General features: G+C 70.7%; 14 protein-coding genes. 10 read left to right on the plus strand and 4 right to left on the minus strand.

The genetic code is table 11. From position 1 onward, the window contains the following. The first annotated feature begins 17 nt into the window (after positions 1 to 17). The 6 genes from ACFYT4_RS13850 to ACFYT4_RS13875 all read left to right on the plus strand — a co-directional run bounded on the left by ACFYT4_RS13850 (position 18) and on the right by ACFYT4_RS13875 (position 7,343). Entirely contained in the window at positions 18 to 815 is a 798-nt protein-coding gene (locus tag ACFYT4_RS13850) for a sugar phosphate isomerase/epimerase family protein (protein WP_389268050.1), read from the plus strand. A 141-nt stretch (positions 816 to 956) separates the two neighbouring features. Then, positions 957 to 1,673, plus strand: a complete 717-nt coding sequence (locus tag ACFYT4_RS13855) for a hypothetical protein (protein ID WP_389267889.1) — start codon at positions 957 to 959, stop codon at positions 1,671 to 1,673. A gap of 63 nt (positions 1,674 to 1,736) precedes the next feature. After that, the gene (locus ACFYT4_RS13860; RefSeq protein WP_389267891.1) at positions 1,737 to 2,312 is read left to right on the plus strand and encodes a SigE family RNA polymerase sigma factor; all 576 of its coding nucleotides are present in this window, start codon (positions 1,737 to 1,739) and stop codon (positions 2,310 to 2,312) included. Next, on the plus strand, positions 2,309 to 3,310 hold the full coding sequence (locus ACFYT4_RS13865; RefSeq protein WP_389267893.1) for a hypothetical protein: 1,002 nt from the start codon (positions 2,309 to 2,311) through the stop codon (positions 3,308 to 3,310). Before ACFYT4_RS13860 ends, ACFYT4_RS13865 begins: the two co-directional genes overlap by 4 nt. A 310-nt stretch (positions 3,311 to 3,620) precedes the next feature. Further along, positions 3,621 to 5,828 carry an ATP-dependent RecD-like DNA helicase gene (locus tag ACFYT4_RS13870; protein WP_389267895.1) on the plus strand — a complete coding sequence of 736 codons (2,208 nt, stop codon included), beginning with the start codon at positions 3,621 to 3,623 and terminating at the stop codon, positions 5,826 to 5,828. A 225-nt stretch (positions 5,829 to 6,053) separates the two neighbouring features. Then, a complete protein-coding gene (locus ACFYT4_RS13875; RefSeq protein WP_389267897.1) occupies positions 6,054 to 7,343 on the plus strand; it encodes a citrate synthase in 1,290 nt (429 codons plus the stop codon). Positions 7,344 to 8,225: 882 nt separating this feature from the next. On the opposite strand, the gene ACFYT4_RS13880 is transcribed toward ACFYT4_RS13875, so the two are convergent. Together ACFYT4_RS13880 and ACFYT4_RS13885 are read right to left on the minus strand one after the other, a co-directional pair. Next, on the minus strand, positions 8,226 to 8,540 hold the full coding sequence (locus ACFYT4_RS13880; RefSeq protein WP_389267899.1) for a heavy-metal-associated domain-containing protein: 315 nt from the start codon (positions 8,538 to 8,540) through the stop codon (positions 8,226 to 8,228). Positions 8,541 to 8,641: 101 nt separating this feature from the next. Continuing rightward, a complete protein-coding gene (locus tag ACFYT4_RS13885) occupies positions 8,642 to 9,490 on the minus strand; it encodes a TetR family transcriptional regulator (protein ID WP_389267901.1) in 849 nt (282 codons plus the stop codon). A gap of 162 nt (positions 9,491 to 9,652) precedes the next feature. On the opposite strand from ACFYT4_RS13885, the gene ACFYT4_RS13890 reads away from it, so the two are divergent. Together ACFYT4_RS13890 and ACFYT4_RS13895 are read left to right on the plus strand one after the other, a co-directional pair. After that, complete coding sequence (locus tag ACFYT4_RS13890) at positions 9,653 to 12,028, plus strand: MMPL family transporter (RefSeq protein WP_389267903.1); 2,376 nt, start codon at positions 9,653 to 9,655, stop codon at positions 12,026 to 12,028. 442 nt (positions 12,029 to 12,470) lie between these two features. Continuing rightward, a complete protein-coding gene (locus ACFYT4_RS13895; protein WP_389268052.1) occupies positions 12,471 to 13,511 on the plus strand; it encodes an IS30 family transposase in 1,041 nt (346 codons plus the stop codon). Positions 13,512 to 13,695: 184 nt separating this feature from the next. On the opposite strand, the gene ACFYT4_RS13900 is transcribed toward ACFYT4_RS13895, so the two are convergent. After that, positions 13,696 to 13,896 carry a helix-turn-helix transcriptional regulator gene (locus ACFYT4_RS13900; RefSeq protein WP_389267905.1) on the minus strand — a complete coding sequence of 67 codons (201 nt, stop codon included), beginning with the start codon at positions 13,894 to 13,896 and terminating at the stop codon, positions 13,696 to 13,698. Between the two features lie 529 nt (positions 13,897 to 14,425). Further along, positions 14,426 to 15,337, minus strand: a complete 912-nt coding sequence (locus ACFYT4_RS13905) for a sugar phosphate isomerase/epimerase family protein (RefSeq protein WP_389267907.1) — start codon at positions 15,335 to 15,337, stop codon at positions 14,426 to 14,428. Positions 15,338 to 15,467: 130 nt separating this feature from the next. Between ACFYT4_RS13905 and iolC the strand changes: the two genes are divergently transcribed. Both iolC and ACFYT4_RS13915 read left to right on the plus strand, forming a co-directional pair. Continuing rightward, positions 15,468 to 16,727 (plus strand): 5-dehydro-2-deoxygluconokinase, encoded by a 1,260-nt coding sequence (gene iolC, locus ACFYT4_RS13910; RefSeq protein WP_389267909.1) that lies wholly within the window; start codon positions 15,468 to 15,470, stop codon positions 16,725 to 16,727. Then, positions 16,724 to 17,608 (plus strand): deoxyribose-phosphate aldolase, encoded by an 885-nt coding sequence (locus ACFYT4_RS13915; RefSeq protein WP_389267911.1) that lies wholly within the window; start codon positions 16,724 to 16,726, stop codon positions 17,606 to 17,608. Before iolC ends, ACFYT4_RS13915 begins: the two co-directional genes overlap by 4 nt. Positions 17,609 to 17,625 lie beyond the last annotated feature (17 nt).

The raw sequence follows: 17,625 nt of genomic DNA on the forward strand, positions 1-17,625 counted from the left end.
GGTTGAGCATCAACCAGATGACCGTCAAGCAACTGTCCCTCCCCGAACTGACCGCCGCCTGCCGGCGGCTCGGTATCGGCGGTGTCGGCCTGTGGCGGGAGCCGGTCCGCTCGTACGGCGTCGACGCGGCCGCCCGGCTCGTCCGGGACGCCGGTCTGACGGTGACCAGCCTGTGCCGGGGTGGCTTCCTCACGGCGACCGACCCCGACGAGCGCGCCCGGGCCCTGGACGACAACCGCGCGGCCATCGACGAGGCGGCGGCCCTGGGCACGGACACCCTCGTCCTCGTCTCCGGCGGACTGCCCCCGGGCAGCCGCGATCTGACGGGTGCCCGGGAACGGATCGCCGACGCCCTGTCCGTACTCGCGCCCCTCGCGGGGGAGCGGGGCGTACGGCTGGCGATCGAACCGCTGCACCCGATGTACGCGGCGGACCGGTGCGTGGTCTCCACCGTGGCGCAGGCACTCGGCATCGCCGAACGGTTTCCGTCCTCCCAGGTGGGCGTGGTGGTGGACACGTATCACGTCTGGTGGGACGACACGGCCCCCGACGCGGTGGCCCGGGCGGGCGCGGCCGGGCGCCTCCACGCCTTCCAGCTCGCCGACTGGACGACCCCTCTGCCCGAAGGCGTTCTGAACGGCCGGGGACCGCTCGGGGACGGCTGCGTCGATCTGCGCGCGTGGCGGGAGCGGGTCGACGCGGCCGGATACCGGGGCCCGATCGAGGTGGAGCTGTTCAACGAACGGCTGTGGGCACGGGACGGGGTGGAGGTGCTGACCGAGACGGCCGAGCGCTTCTTCGAGCACACCCGGTGACACGGCGCCGCCCCTCTCCCCGGGCACGTCCACGCGAAAACTCCTGCGTCCTCTGTGACATAGACATCGGGGCCGGGCTCCGTCTGAGAGGTGTACGCGGTCACAGGTAACGGTGATCGTCCTGCTCAGCCTGGAGGAATCATGGGGACGAAGCGGCTCGTCACAGCGGGGGCGCTGGCGCTCGCACTCGCGGTGGGTGCCGGGGCGGCCATCGCCGTCGGCGAGGAGTCGACGTCGGCGGCGCCACGGGCCGGGTCCGAGGGCCGGCCCGCCGGGAAGCCACGCGTGAACACGGGCACGCAGGCGCAGGCGGACACCCACGCGAGTGCGGAACTCGCGGGTGCGGAGCGGGGTGTCGACTCGGGAGAGGGAACCGGCGCCGCCACCGGATCCGGCACAACCGGCGCCGGCCCGCGAGTCGTCCGGCCGGACCAGCCGGTCCGCATCGCCCCGGGCGGCGCCAGGATGGCACTCCTGACCGAGGGCAGGCAGAACTATGTCGTGGCATTCGGCGACGCGGAGTTCAGGGAGAGCCTCCGGCAGGCCAAGGCCCCCGGATACATCGGCGACGGCATCCGGCCCAACAGCCTCAGCGGGGGCACCCTCAGCGAGGGCGGGAACGTCCTGTTCACCGGTGCCTGGCGCACGGACGCCGTGCCCGCGCGGATGACCGTGCGGATAGGGAAAGGCCCCGCGCGGCCCGCTGCGATGCTCCGGCTGCCGGGCAGGCCCGGCTGGGGGACCTACTGGCTCAACGCGCCCGGCGCCGGATCGCTGACCGAGACCGTGACGGTCACCGCCTACGCCACGGACGGGAAGGTCCTCGCGAGCCTGAGGGCGGACAACCCGAAGCGGTGAGGCGTCACCACCTTTGACCATGGACCCCGAAAGCGAACAGCGGCCGCTGCCAGAGGACCTTGATTGAAGACGAGCGAGGAGGCGGAATTCCGGGCGTTCGTGGCCAGCCGCTGGCCCCGGATGCTCCGGACCGCCCGCCTCCTGACCGGCCATCACCATGACGCGGAGGACCTGGTGCAGGCAGCCCTGGCCAAGGCGTACGTGAAGTGGGAGCGCATCCAGCGCACCGACGACCCTGATGCCTACGTCTGGCGCATCATGATCAATGCCAATGTGGACCGGCTCCGGCGCACACGCGTACGGGAGTGGCTGACCAACCGGTTTCCCGAGACGGCCGCACCGGACGGCACGGAGCGCATAGCCGAGCGCAGCGTTCTCGCCGAGGCGCTTCACCGGCTGCCTCCCCGGCAGCGGGCGGTGATCGTCCTGCGGTACCTGGAGGACCGCAGCGAGTCCGAGGTCGCGGGACTGCTCGGAACGCGCGTCGGCACCGTGCGCAGCCATGCGGCGCGCGCCCTGCGCGCGCTCCGCGTCCAGCCCGGCATGACCGGCGCCGATGCCGACGCCGACGCCGAGGCGGGTGCGGGGGGCACGGTGGCGCCCAGGGGCGGGCTGCGGTCCGAGGAGGTCCGCCGGTGACCGGCCACCGGCCGCCCTCGGCCGACTCCGGTGACTTCGGCACCACCGGCGGCTCCCCCATCGCCGATGACCTCGGTGCCGTCGGCGGCTTCGGCGGCAGCGGCCATTTCGGCCACACCCACGGCCGCGCGGGCGTCGGCGATCTCCTCGGGAGCGGTTCCGGTGCCTTGCCCGACGGTGAGCGCGGCATCGGCACGGACGAGGGTCTCACCCTGGCACTGCGCCGTGAGGCCGACATCCACCCGGTGGGCCCCGCGCCGGTCGACGACGTGGTGCGCCGGGGCCGGTCCGTGCGCCGGCGCCGGATCGCGGGGGCGGGCAGCGCCGTCGTGGCCGTGGCCGCGCTCTCCCTCGCCGCCCACCTCGCGGTACCGGGTGCCGGGGGGAGCGCCACGCCGGCCACCCCCGCCCCACCCTCGCTCGGTTCCACGTCGGCCCCGTCCGTCGTCCCGTCTCCCGGGCCGACCGCGAACACGAACCCGGACGCGAGCCGGGAGACGAGTCCGACGGAGGGACAGAAGCCCGGCCTCCCGCCGTCCGGGGAGCAGCGGGGTGTGCGGACGGTGGAGCCGTACCGGGCCGTCGACATCGGGCGAGGCGTCGGGCTGGCACTGCTGCCGGAGGGGGACCAGAACTATGTCGTGGGTTCCGGCGACCTCCGGGCCGATGTCACCGAGGCCCGGCGGGCCGCAGGCGACGACCTCCCGCCGGACAGCCTCAGCGGCGGGTTCCACCCCGGAACGGGGCTCGTCGTGGGTGCCTTCCGTACCGATACCGTGCCCGCTCTGATCACGGTGCGGACGATCGAGGGGAAGGAGTACCGGACGACGCTCCTGCGCCTGAGCGGGGACAGCGGCTGGGGCACGTACCACGTCTTCACGGAGAGCGGCGGGGACTGGTACACCGCCACCGCGTACGCGGCGGACGGACGCGTCCTGGCACGGGGAGAGTTCGACGGTGTGGGCAGCGGTGTGGGAGGCAGGATCCCCGAGCGGTGACCGCTCGTGGCCGTACTGTGCTTTCCGCGTCCGCCGTGCTGTGGAGATCATCGAGGCTCCTGGGGGATATGGAGATACAGAGATATAGGGATAGAGGAGTGGGGTCCTGTCCGGGGATCGGGGCCCGGCCGCGTGCGGGACGTGCAGGTCGTGCGGCACCCGGCCCGCACCGGCCGGGCTCCCCGGCGTCCGGGCCCGTGTGATCACTGTAGGGAAACCGGCCGACGGGGCCCGAGTTATCCACAAGCGGCCCGTGCGGAGTTGTCCACAGGCGATCCGGACTGTCGGACCTCCGGGGTAGCTTCGGGGCATGTCCAATCCGGCAGTGCTCGAAGGTGTCCTGGAGCGGATCACCTATGCCAATGACGAGACGGGATACACCGTGGCCCGGGTCGACACCGGCCGCGGCTCCGGCGATCTCCTCACGGTGGTCGGCTCGCTGCTCGGCGCGCAGCCGGGCGAATCCCTGCGCATGGAGGGCCGCTGGGGCTCCCACCCCCAGTACGGCAGGCAGTTCACGGTCGAGAACTACACGACCGTCCTCCCGGCCACGATCCAGGGCATCCGCCGCTATCTCGGCTCCGGCCTGATCAAGGGGATCGGTCCCCGGATCGCCGAGCGGATCGTCGACCACTTCGGCGTCCAAACCCTCGACGTCATCGAGCAGGAGCCCAAGCGGCTCGTGGAGGTCCCCGGCCTGGGCCCGAAACGGACGAAGCTGATCGGCACCGCCTGGGAGGAGCAGAAGGCGATCAAGGAGGTCATGGTCTTCCTCCAGGGAGTCGGCGTCTCCACCTCCATCGCGGTGCGCATCTACAAGAAGTACGAGGACGCCTCGATCTCGGTGGTGAGGAACCAGCCCTACCGCCTCGCGGCCGATGTGTGGGGCATCGGCTTTCTGACCGCCGACCGGATCGCCCAGGCCGTCGGCATACCCCACGACAGCCCCGAGCGGGTCAAGGCGGGCCTTCAGTACGCCCTGTCGCAGTCCACCGACCAGGGGCACTGCTTCCTGCCCGAGGAGCGGCTGATCGCGGACTCCGTCAAGCTGCTCCAGGTCGACACCGGTCTGGTCATCGAGTGCCTCGCCGAGCTGGCGGCGGACGAGGAGGGCGTTGTCCGCGAGCGCGTCCCCGGGCCCGACGGAGGAGAGGAGGTGACAGCCGTGTATCTGGTGCCCTTCCACCGGGCGGAGCTGTCCCTCGCCGGACAGCTGACCCGGCTCCTGCGGGCGCCGGAGGACCGGCTCCCCGCCTTCCGGGACGTCGCCTGGGACAAGGCTCTCGCCTGGCTCGCGGACCGTACAGGAGCGGAGCTCGCCCCCGAGCAGGAGGAGGCCGTCCGGCTCGCCCTCACCAGCAGGGTCGCGGTGCTGACGGGCGGACCGGGCTGCGGTAAGTCCTTCACCGTGCGGTCCGTCGTCGAGCTGGCCAGGGCCAAGAAGGCCAAGGTGCTGCTCGCCGCACCCACCGGCCGTGCGGCCAAGCGGCTCTCCGAGCTGACGGGCGCCGAGGCGTCCACCGTGCACCGGCTGCTGGAGCTGAGGCCCGGCGGCGACGCCGCGTACGACCGGGACCGCCCGCTGGACGCCGACCTGGTCGTGGTCGACGAGGCGTCCATGCTGGATCTCCTGCTGGCCAACAAGCTGGTCAAGGCGGTCGCGCCCGGTGCCCATCTGCTGCTCGTCGGCGATGTCGACCAGCTTCCGAGCGTCGGTGCCGGCGAGGTGCTGCGCGATCTGCTCGCGGACGGCGGCCCGGTGCCGCGCGTCCGGCTCACCCGGATCTTCCGCCAGGCCCAGCAGTCCGGCGTCGTCACCAACGCCCACCGGATCAACTCCGGTGTACAGCCCATTACTTCGGGCCTCTCCGATTTTTTCCTCTTCGTGGAGGAGGAGACGGAGGACGCGGGACGGCTGACCGTGGAGGTGGCTGCCCACAGAATTCCGGCCAAATTCGGACTCGACCCGCGCAGAGATGTGCAGGTCCTCGCCCCGATGCACCGGGGCCCGGCGGGCGCCGGCACCCTCAACAGCCTGCTCCAGCAGGCGATTACCCCCGCCCGGCCCGATGTGGCCGAGAAGCGCTTCGGCGGCCGGGTGTTCCGGGTCGGCGACAAGGTCACTCAGATCCGAAACAATTATGAGAAGGGGAAAAACGGCGTCTTCAACGGCACCGTCGGGGTGGTCACCTCGCTTCACCTGGACGATCAGCGTCTGACCGTGCTGACGGACGAGGACGAGGAGGTGCCCTACGACTTCGACGAACTGGACGAATTGGCCCATGCGTATGCAGTGACCATTCATCGTTCGCAGGGCAGCGAGTACCCCGCGGTGGTGATCCCGGTCACCACCGGAGCGTGGATGATGCTCCAGCGGAATCTTCTCTATACGGCGGTCACCCGGGCCCGGAAACTCGTGGTGCTGGTGGGTTCCCGGAAGGCGATAGGGCAGGCGGTGCGGACGGTTTCCGCAGGCAGACGCTTCACATCGCTGGACCACCGGCTCGCCGGGCGCTGAGCGGAGCGGCTCACCCGCCCCCGTCCCACCCGTCCCATGGGTGGGAAATGGCACCCCGACTTCCGGAATCGGGGCGTACGGGGCAGGATGAGCAGGTTGGCGGCACTGAGTGCCGCCAATGGGGCCCGATGGTCGACCCCGAGTGCACTCTCATGCGCCAAATGGGGGATGGTAGAGACAGTCAGGGCACCTCGAAGAAGAGGCACTACGTCGGTGAGGGATGACGTGAGCGACAACTCTGTAGTACTGCGGTACGCGGACGGCGAGTACACCTACCCGGTGGTCGAGAGCACCGTCGGCGACAAGGGCTTCGACATCGGCAAGCTGCGAGCCCAGACCGGTCTCGTGACCCTGGACAGCGGCTATGGGAACACCGCCGCCTACAAATCCGCGATTACCTACCTCGACGGTGAGGAGGGGATTCTGCGGTACCGGGGCTATCCGATCGAGCAGCTCGCGGAGCGCTCCACCTTCACGGAGGTGGCGTATCTGCTCATCAACGGAGAGCTTCCGACGGTCGACGAGCTGGCCGCCTTCAAGGGCGAGATCACCCAGCACACGCTGCTGCACGAGGACGTCAAGCGGTTCTTCGACGGCTTCCCGCGCGACGCACACCCGATGGCGATGCTGTCCTCCGTGGTCAGCGCGCTGTCCACGTTCTACCAGGACAGCCACAACCCGTTCGACGACAACCAGCGCCATCTCTCCACGATCCGGCTGCTCGCCAAGCTGCCCACGATCGCGGCGTACGCGTACAAGAAGTCGATCGGTCACCCGTTCGTCTACCCGCGCAACGACCTCGGGTACGTGGAGAACTTCCTGCGGATGACCTTCTCGGTCCCCGCGCAGGAGTACGACCTCGACCCGGTCGTCGTCTCGGCGCTGGACAAGCTGCTCATTCTGCACGCGGACCACGAGCAGAACTGTTCGACCTCCACCGTGCGCCTGGTGGGCTCCTCGCAGGCGAACATGTTCGCCTCGATCTCCGCGGGCATCTCCGCCCTCTGGGGGCCCCTGCACGGCGGCGCCAACCAGTCGGTGCTGGAGATGCTGGAGGGCATCCAGGCGACCGGCGGCGACGTCGACACCTTCATCCGCAAGGTGAAGAACAAGGAAGACGGCGTGAAGCTCATGGGCTTCGGGCACCGCGTCTACAAGAACTTCGACCCCCGGGCGAAGATCATCAAGGCAGCGGCGCACAACGTCCTGTCGGCGCTCGGCAAGTCCGACGAGCTGCTGGACATCGCCCTGAAGCTGGAGGAGCACGCGCTGGCCGACGACTACTTCGTCGAGCGCAAGCTCTACCCGAACGTGGACTTCTACACCGGCCTGATCTACCGGGCCATGGGCTTCCCGACCGAGATGTTCACCGTGCTCTTCGCGCTCGGGCGGCTTCCCGGCTGGATCGCCCAGTGGCACGAGATGATCAAGGAGCCGGGTTCCCGTATCGGCCGTCCGCGGCAGATCTACACGGGTGAGGTCCTTCGGGACTTCGTTCCGGTCGAGGCCCGCTGACCCCTTCCGCGAGGCTCCGCGCGACTCCGGACAGCAAAGCGGAAAGCGCCCCACCGCCGATCCCCCCACGGGTCGGCGAGCGGGGCGCTTCCCATATCCCCGGAGCGGATTCCCCCCACGGGATCCGGCCGGGTGTCTGCAACCGCAGAAGCTCACGCGGTCTGCCGGGGTACGTACGCACGGGAGGGCCGCTCAAAGCTCCCCGGGCACGTGCCCCGGCCAACGCTTGCCTGGGATGTCCCCCAAGACATCCCATGAACGTCCCCCAAGACGTTCGTGGCATCGTCCATTTAGACCCGCGAGAGGCCTCAATGGTTACCCCTCAATATCTGTGATCTAGGTCTCTTTGTGAAGGTCCTGTGCCTCACATGTAGCTTCGCCAGGGTGTGCGAGCGCCGGTCGCCCGTTATCGCAAACGCGGACGAAAAGACCGGGGTGAATTTCGTGATCATGCGTTTGAGCTGGCTTGATGTCGTCAGCTCGGGGAATTTTGCATCACGGCCGAGGGTCCGGAAAAGATTGCCTTCGGTCGCCCCGGGTGTCCGCCGTGCGAGACGGATCCGGCCCTCCGCGAGACGCAGATCACCTTCGTACGGGACGGGGGATCGCCGCTTCAGGGCTGCGGGTGGGTCCGCCTCCACGCGCTCCGTGGTCCGGGCGGAGTGGCCGGGGCGGGGCCCTGCCCCGGCGCCCGGGGAAACGGCCTCGGTGCCCTTCTCCCCGGCTGTTCCTGCGGGGGCGGGGTCGATGAGTGGCCGGGCCGTTCCCGGGCGCGCAGAGGGCCGTACAGCCGTTCCCCGGCCGGGCTCGGCCCCGGGTTGCGCGGCGGGCGGCGATTCCGCGCCCGGCGGCGCGCCTGCCCGTGCGGGCAGGCGCGCGGACTCAGGCCTGGCCGGCCAGCTCGTAGCCGGCCTCGTCCACCGCGTCGCGCACGGCGGACTCGTCGAGCGGGGCCTCCGAGACGACGGTGACGAGCCCGGTCGAGGCGACGGCGGTGACCGAGGTGACACCCGGGAGGGCGGAGATTTCGCCGGAGATGGCGCCCTCGCAGTGGCCGCAGGTCATTCCCGTGACCTTGTAGACGGTGGTGACCGAGCCCTCTGCCTGGACATCGGCCGCGCCGGTGCCGCAGGAGTCGCCGCCACAGCAGCTGGAGGCGGAGGCGTCGGTGATCTCGATCTCGGACTTCGCGGTCATGTCGTTCTCCTCGTAAGGCATGAGAGCAGCGTTCGTCACGTTCCGGGCGCGCCGGGGCCGTGGTGGCCCCCGGGGTCCGTGACACTCACCATACTATACCCCTAGGGGGTATTTCTCGGCTCTCGGGCGATCTCGCGGGGTGCGCAGCTCTCGCCGTCGTCGGGGAAAATCGGCTCCAGATAGCGGAACATGACCTGCTTGATCTCCGTCGCGTACGCCTCCCGCTCCGCGCCCTCATGGCTCAGTGCCAGGTCGAGGCCGGCCTTGAAGATGGCCATCGCGGTGTTCCCGATGAGGGACAGCTCGGTGGGGGAGGCGTCAGGGAGGTGGCCTCCGATGATCGCCGTCAGGCCCATGAGGAGCCCCGCGTGGAGGGTCTCGAACTCCTCGGTAATCTGACCGGGGGTATCGGGCCCGTTGATCAGCACGGCGAAGGCCGGATTCTCGTAGTTGAACGCGAAGAGCGGGTCGAGCACCGCGTCCAGCAGTTCCTCCAGCGGGAGATCACGCCCGGCCGCCACCAGGACCTCGCCGTGGGACTCCCGCCACCGTTCGAGGAGGCGGCCGCCGAGTTCGATGGCGATGGCCTCCTTGTTCGGGAAGAACTGGTAGAGCGTGCCGGGGGAGACGCCGGCCTCGCGCGCGATCGCGTTGGTGGAGGCCGCGGCGTAGCCGGAGGAGCAGAAGACGGATGCGGCGGCATCCAGGAGCTGGGCGATCCGCCGCTCGCCGCGGGCCTGCCGGCGTCGCGGCTTGGCGGGGGTGGTCCCCCGCCCCGGGGGTCCGGGGGCGGCGGCCGTGGTTCCGGTTCCCCGGGTGGTCGCTCCCTCGGGTGCGGAGGGTGCGGCGGGTGCCGGGGCGGGGCGTCCTTGCCTCCCGGTCGGCTGTTCGTCCGGTTGCGGTTTCGTGCGGCCCGATCCCGTCCGCTCCTGCCTCGTGGGCTCCGGCACTGAAATCCCCAGCTTCCTGGTGCGGTTGACAAACGCGAGTCCCCGCTCGCATTCTAAGGGAATGCGAGCGGTCGCTCGTATTTGCCAGTGTCTTGGCTACTGATCGATCCATGCTGCCTGCTCGCAGGCCCGCGTGGGCCACGGTGAAGGGGACACCGCACGATGTCTGAAGTCAACAGCCCGCATCCGGCAGGGGGCCGGACTCCCGCGGGAGGCGCGCCACGGCAGGGGGGATGGACGCGGTTCGTCACCTCCAGGCCGCGCCTGGCGCTGCTGGCCGCACTGGTGATCACCGTGCTCGCCGTGTTCGCGGGAAGCGGGGCGGCCGACCGGATGGGCAGCGGCGGCTGGCAGGATCCGGAAGCGGAATCGACCTATGCGACCGCGGCGCTGGAGCGCGAGTTCCCGGCCTCCCAGCCGAATCTCCTGCTGCTGGTCGACGGCGGCCGGGAGAGCGTGGACAGCCCGGCGGTCGCGGCCGAGGGGCGCCGGCTGACCGAGCGGCTCGCCGCGGAAGAGGATGTCACCGGCGTCGGGTCCTACTGGCAGACCCCTTCGCCCGCGCTCCGCTCCGAGGACGGGCGCGAGGCGCTGATCGCGGCCCGCATCCGGGGTGACGAGAAGGCCAGGGCCGAGGTCCTGGACCGGATAGCGTCGGAATTCCGGGGTGAGCACGGTCCGGTCGAGGTCTCGATCGGAGGGCCCGTCGCCGTCGAACACGACATGACGACGACCATTCAGGAGGACCTCCTGCGGGCCGAGCTGATCGCCCTGCCGGTGACACTCGTGCTGCTGATCATGGTCTTCGGCAGCGTGGTCGCCGCGCTGCTTCCGCTGGCCGTCGGCATCGTCGCCATCCTGGGGACGAACGCGGTACTGCGCGGTATCACCGAGTTCGCGGACGTCTCGGTCTTCTCGCAGAACCTCACCACCGCCCTCGGGCTCGGACTCGCCATCGACTACGCCCTGTTCATCGTCCGCAGATTCCGGGAGGAACTGACCGCGGGTGCCGACGTACGGGACGCGGTGGCCACCACGCTGCGTACCGCGGGGCGCACGGTTCTGTTCTCGGCACTCACGGTGGCCGTCTCGCTGGCCGCGATGCTGGTCTTCCCGCAGTACTTCCTGCGCTCCTTCGCCTACGCGGGCATCGCCGTGGTGCTTCTCGCCGCTGCCGCCGCGCTCGTCCTGCTGCCGGCCGCCCTGATGCTGCTGGGTCCGCGTGTCAACGCCCTGGACGTACGCGCGCTGTTCCGGCGGCGCGGACGCGGCCAGGCAGCGGCGGGTGCGGTCGGCGCGTCCGGTGCGCCGGCCGGGAGCACCGCCGACGGCCGTCCCGGGGGCGGGCGGGAGGCAGGAGCGGGCTGGGCGCGGCTCGCCGATCTGGTGATGCGCCGCGCGCCGCTCTTCGCCTTCACCACCACCGCCGGCCTGGTGCTGCTGGGACTGCCGTTCCTGGGGGTGAAGTTCGGTACACCCGACGACCGGCAGTTGCCCTCGACCGCCGAGTCGCATGTGGTCCAGCAGCACATCCGCGACGGCTTCCCCGGCAGCCCGGACGGCGGCATCGAGATTCTCGCCGAGGGCAAGGGCACGGTCGGCGCGACCTCCGCCGACTACACCCGCTACCGCGACCGGGTCGAGGACCTCCCGGGTGTGCTGCGCGTGGAAGGGCCGGTCACCTCGGACGGGACCGCGTATTTCACGGTGCAGCCCGAGGGGGAGGCGGTCGGTGAGGGCGCCCAGCGCCTGGTGCACGACATCCGTGACATACCGGCTCCGTTCGAGACGTCGGTGACCGGCCGGGCCGCCGTGCTGGAGGACTCCAAGGCGGCGATCGGGGAGCAATTGCCCCTGGCGCTCGGAATCATCGTGGTGGTGACGCTGCTGCTGGTCTTCCTGCTCACGGGCAGTGTGGTCATCCCTCTCCAGGCGGTGGTGCTCAACGGCCTGAGTCTGACCGCCATGTTCGGTGCCGTGGTCTGGGTATTCCAGGACGGCAATCTGTCCGGGCTGCTCGGCTTCACCTCCACAGGTGACATCGAGACGAATCTGCCCGTGCTGATGTTCTGTGTCGCCTTCGGCCTCTCGATGGACTACGGCGTCTTTCTGCTCTCCCGTATCAAGGAGGAGTACGACCGCACGCACGATCACGAGCACGCCTTGCGGTTCGGCCTCCAGCGCACCGGCGGGCTGATCACGGCCGCCGCCCTGATCCTGGCGGTGGTGATGGTGGCGATCGGCACCTCACGGGTGACCAACACCAAGATGCTCGGACTGGGCATCGCGCTGGCCGTGCTGATGGACGCCATGGTGGTGCGCGCTCTGCTGGTGCCCTCGGTGATGAAGCTGACGGGCCGGTGGACCTGGTGGGCGCCCGGTCCGCTGCGCCGGTTCCACGAGCGCTTCGGACTGAGCGAGGGCGGGATACCCGAGCCCGCGCGGGGACCTGCCCGGTCCACGGGCCCCGCCGCGGGACCGGAGCCGGAATCCCCGGCGCGGGACAAGGCCACGGCGGGGGACGGGCCCCGGAGCTGACGGACGGAAGGCCCACGGACCGGGGCCCTGCCGATGGCTTGGGTTCTAACGGTCCTCGCAACACCCGCGATCTGTGGGAGTTGCGAGGACCGTGGGCGTTGAGCGGGTTGATCTTGCGGGGTTGAGGGAGTGTTTCCTTGTGCGGCTGGATGTCGTGGGGAACGTGACCGTGGTAGCGCGTGAGCTGGGGGTGAACCAGAACACCGCGTTCGGCTGGGCCAGGAAGGCCGGACGGAGCTCGGTACGTCTGCCGCGGCGGCATCCACGGCGGGACGCGTATGAGCGGCTTCGCGCCGAGGGTGTCGCGCAGTCCGTGGCGGCCAGGCAGGTCGGCGTGAACGAGCGTACAGCCCGGGACTGGGACCAGGGCGTCAAGAAGACCGCGACGACGCGTACCTATGCCGACGGCCGCCGTGTCGACTACGCGGCGGGGACCGTCACGATGGGCGGCGTGACCACAGCACCGGTGGGCCTGACAGCCCTGGAGAAGCAGCTCCACCCGCGGTTCCTGTCACTGGCCGAGCGGGAGCGGATCCGTGATCTTCGCGCGGCAGGCCGGCCGCTGCGGGCGATCGGACGCGCCCTGGGACGGCCGGCGAGCACGGTCAAGCGGGAGATCGACGCGAACTCCGGCACCGAGGGCTACCAGCCCTATGCGGCCCACCGGGCAGCCGCCGCACGCAGGCCCCGGCCCAGGGAGCGCAAGCTGCTGCGCGAGGGCCGCCTGCGCCGCTTCGTCCGGGACCGACTGCGCAGACGGTGGTCCCCGGAGCAGATCTGCCACGCTCTGGTTCAGGAGCATCCCGACGACGAGAGCATGCGGGTGAGCGTGGAGACGATCTACCAGGCGCTGTATTTCCAGGCACGCGGCGGGCTGAAAAGGGAAGTACAGGCAGCGGTCCGCTCCGGCCGGACCCGCCGCAAACCACGCCGGGACCCCGAGCGGCGCACGTCACGGTTCACCGACCCGATGGTGATGATCAGTGACCGTCCCGCCGACGTCGAGGACCGGGCCGTGCCCGGGCACTGGGAAGGCGATCTGATGATCGGCGCGGGCGGCCGTTCCGCGATCGCCACCCTGGTCGAGCGCAGCACCCGCTACACCATGCTGGTCCATCTCCCGGGCGGAGCCCACGACGCCGAGACGGTCCGCGACGGCCTGGTCGCCACGATCCAGACCCTGCCCGCACACCTGCGCGGCTCCCTGACCTGGGACCAGGGGAGCGAGATGGCGCGCCACAAACAGTTCAGCATGGCCACCGGCATGCCCGTCTACTTCTGCGACCCCGCCTCACCCTGGCAACGCGGCTCGAACGAGAACACGAACGGGCTGCTGCGGCAGTACTTCCCGAAGGGCACCGACCTGAGCGTCCACAGCCCCGAAGACCTCGAACACGTCGCCCAGGAACTCAACGGACGCCCACGCAAGACGCTCGGCTGGGATACCCCAGCCGAGCGTCTACGTGATCTACTCACCACCTGAAAACCGACGGTGTTGCAACGACCACTGGAACCCAAGTGGGGCGGGGCCCGGATCACGCAGCGGGCGCCGGCGCCCGGGCTCTCCGCCGGGCACCCGCCGGGAGCCGGGCAGGTGCGTGGAAGCGGGGGAGCGCCCGTCCCGCACCCCGGAAGGGATGCGGGACGGGCGGAACCGGCGGCGGGGGTCAGCCGTCTCTGCGGCCTCTGTTTCCGGGGCGCTTGGCCACCCAGACGCGGACGGTCTCCGCGTACCAGTAGGGCCTGCCGCCTTCCACATGATCCGGCGGTGGGAGAAGGCCGTGCTTGCGGTACGAGCGGACGGTGTCCGGCTGCACCCGGATATGAGCGGCGATCTCCTTGTACGACCAGAGCCTGCGGTCCGTCATCTGTGTGGCACCTCCCTGGTACGCGCGGCAGCGGCGGCAGGGGGCCGACGGGGGAGCTGTCGCGCGGAAGCTGGCGATCTTGAGCCTGCGCCCGTTGAACGACGGGAGAGGAGGGCGGGGCGGGCCTGTCGACCGGCTGTGACGGAAAACCCGCGTAATGGAGATATACGTGATGAGCAGACGATAACTATGGCGGAGCCGACTCGGGGGAAGGCGCCGACCGTCACCGGAAGCCCCGGGTGAGGAGGGACGAGGAGGCTGACGGGGTTCCCGCGGGCGGCCGCGGGCACGGGCAGCACCGGGAGCAAGCGGACAGGACGACGACTCATGACGGCTACCCCGGCTGCGGGGGCCGGGAGGCGCCTCCGGCGGAGCGCCGTCACGGGGACTACTTCCTCATGGGACTTCCTCACGCGGACTACTTCGGCATGAGGACTCCGTCACGGGGATGCCGTCCCGGGGACACGGCCCGCGGACGGCGGGCCGGTCAGCGAACTCCGATGTCGCGGCTCGACTCGGTCGGGATGGCTCAGGCTCCGCAGGAGCGCAGGAACCGGCGGGTCCGCCGGGCGATCGGGAGCGGCTTGTCCGGCGGGCACGGGTACATGTCCTGTTCGACGATGGCGAAGAGTTCGACGCCCAGGGCCTGGGCCGCGGACAGTACGGGCTCCAGCGCGGGCACCCCGCCCGGGGGTTCGCACATCACGCCGCGGCCGACCGCCGGGCCGAACGGCACGCCGTCGGCGACGACCCCGGCGAGGATCTCGGGGTCGACCTGCTTGAGGTGGAGGTAGCCGATCCGTTCTCCGTAGGTCTTGATCAGTTCGACGCTGTCGCCGCCGCAGTAGGCGTAGTGCCCGGTGTCCAGACAGAGCGAGACCAGACCGGGGTCGGTGGCGTCGAGGAAGCGGCTCACGTTCTCCTCGCTGTCGACATGGGTGTCGGCGTGCGGGTGGACGACGATCCGCAGGCCGTACCGTTCGCGTACCTCCCGGCCCAGCCGCTCCGTCTGCGTGGTCAGATCCCGCCACTGCGCGGGCGTCAGAGTGCGGTCCTCCAGTACCTCGCCCGTTCTGTCGTCCCGCCAGAAAGAAGGGATGACGACCAGATGCTCCGCGCCCATGGCCCGGGTGAGTGCCGCGATGTCCGCGACATGGGCCCAGGTCTCCTCCCAGACGGCCGGACCGCGGTGCAGCCCGGTGAAGACGGTCCCCGCCGAGACCTTCAGCCCGCGCCGGGCGGTCTCCTCGGCGAGCACGGCCGGGTCGCTCGGCAGATAGCCGTGGGGACCCAGTTCGATCCACTCGTAACCGGCCTCCGCCACCTCGTCGAGGAAGCGCCGCCAGGGGACCTGCCGGGGATCGTCGGGAAACCACACACCCCAGGAATCGGGGGCCGAGCCGACCCGGATGCGGTTCAGGGAGGGGACGGAGGAGCTCATGGCGACGAGCTTTCCGGCCGTCTCGGAAGGGTGTCAAGCCTTCGTCCGAATGTCAGGACAAAATGTTGACAGGGTTCGGGAACGAGCACTAGACCTGGTGAGAACCGGGCGTCGAACCGAAGGGACGCGCATGCTTCAGCCGTACGACCCTCAGCCGTACGACGTGATCACGATGGGCCGGATCGGGGTGGACCTGTATCCGCTGCGAACCGGGGTTCCCCTGGCTCGGGTCGACACGTTCGGGAAGTTCCTCGGCGGCTCGCCCACCAATGTCGCCGTCGGCGCCGCCCGGCTGGGCAGACGCACCGCCGTGATCACCCGCACCGGGCAGGACGCGTTCGGGGACTATCTCCACCAGGCGCTGGGCGAGTTCGGCGTCGATGACCGCTGGGTGACGCCGGTGGCCGCGTATCCGACTCCGGTCACCTTCTGCGAGCTCTTCCCGCCGGACGACTTTCCCCTCTACTTCTACCGGCAGCCCCGGGCCCCCGACCTGGAGATCCACGAGCATGAGCTGGACTCGGCGGCGATCCGCGCGGCTCGTGTCTTCTGGGTGACCGGCACCGGACTGTCCGCCGAACCGAGCCGTGGCGCGACGCTGGCCGCTCTCGCCCACCGCGACCGCGCCGGCATCACCGTCTTCGACCTCGACTGGCGGCCCGTGCTGTGGGGCGCCGACACCGAGCCGGACCCGGAAGCGGCACGGCCGTACTACCGCGAGGCGCTGGCCCGGGCGACCGTCGCCGTGGGCAACGCCGACGAGTGCGAGATCGCCACCGGGGAGCGCGACCCGGACGCGGCGGCCCGCGCGCTCCTGGCCGCCGGGGTCGAACTCGCCGTCGTCAAACGGGGTCCCGAGGGCGTGCTCGCCGTGCACCGTGACGGCACCAGGGCCGAAGTACCGCCCGTCCCCGTCGAGGTGGTCAACGGACTGGGCGCGGGGGACGCGTTCGGTGGTGCGCTGTGCCACGGGCTCCTCTCGGGCTGGGAGCCGGAGCGGGTCATGCGGTACGCGAATGCCGCCGGCGCCATCGTGGCGTCCCGCCTCTCCTGTTCGGCCGCGATGCCGTACCCGCACGAGGTCGAGCAGGTGCTGGCGGGCGGCCCGATCCCGCCGGAGACCATGCCACCACCCGTACCTGGGCCACCTCCCGTACCCGTACCACCACCTGTACCCGTGTCTGCGCCGTCGTCCGGGGCCGCGCCGGAGCCCGGAAACCGGCGGCGGCCCACGCCCCCGCCCGTACCGCTGAACCCGCCTGTACCGACGGACCCGCCCGTACCACCGAACCCGCCCGCCCGGCGGGGGCAGCCCGTACCGCCGCCCCCTTCCGTACCACCCGCCGCGTCCCATCGGCCGGACCGGGACGGCCCCGAGGCCCTGTCGTGAGCCGGGTCGACATCGCCGAGCTGGTCGGGATCCGCACCCGCCACCCCGAGGCCGTCGCGGAGGCGGCCGCCCGCCGTCGTAAGCGGCCCCGGCTGATGGGCGCGAGCGGCCGGCTGATGATCATCGCCGCCGACCACCCGGCGCGCGGTGCGCTCGCCGTCGGGGACAGGCGGCTGGCCATGGCCAACCGCCTCGATCTGCTGGAGAGGCTCTGCCTCGCCCTCTCCCGTCCCGGCGTCGACGGCGTACTCGCCACCGCCGACGTACTCGACGATCTGCTGCTGCTCGGCGCGCTCGACGACAAGGCCGTCATCGGCTCCATGAACCGCGGCGGCCTCGCGGGCGCCGCGTTCGAACTCGACGACCGCTTCACCGGTCACCGCGCGCGGGATCTGCACCGCCTCGGTTTCGACGCGGGTAAGCTGCTGCTGAGGATCGACTACCAGGACCCCGGGTCGCTCGACACCCTGTACGCGACCGCCCGCGCGGTCGACGAGATGGCGGAGCACCGGCTCCCGGTGTTCGTCGAACCGTTCATCTGCCACCGGGTCGACGGTCGCCTTCGCAACGATCTGAGCGCCGAGGCCGTCATCCGCTCGATAGCGATCGCGTCCGGGCTGGCCGGCACCTCCGCGTACACCTGGCTGAAAGTCCCCGTCACCGACGACCCCGACGACATGGCGACGGTGATGGAGACCTCGACGCTCCCCGCGGTCATCCTCGGCGGGGAGATAGGCGACGACCAGGACGGCGCGTACGAAAAGTGGCGCGGTGCGCTGCGACTTCCCACGGTCCAGGGTCTGGTGGTGGGACGCTCGCTGCTCTACCCCGTCGACGGAGACGTGGCCGGGGCGGTCGACACGGCCGTGGGACTGCTCTAGAGGAATCAGGGAGTACG

This window comes from Streptomyces sp. NPDC004609 (assembly GCF_042873655.1).
Lineage (GTDB): Bacteria > Actinomycetota > Actinomycetes > Streptomycetales > Streptomycetaceae > Streptomyces.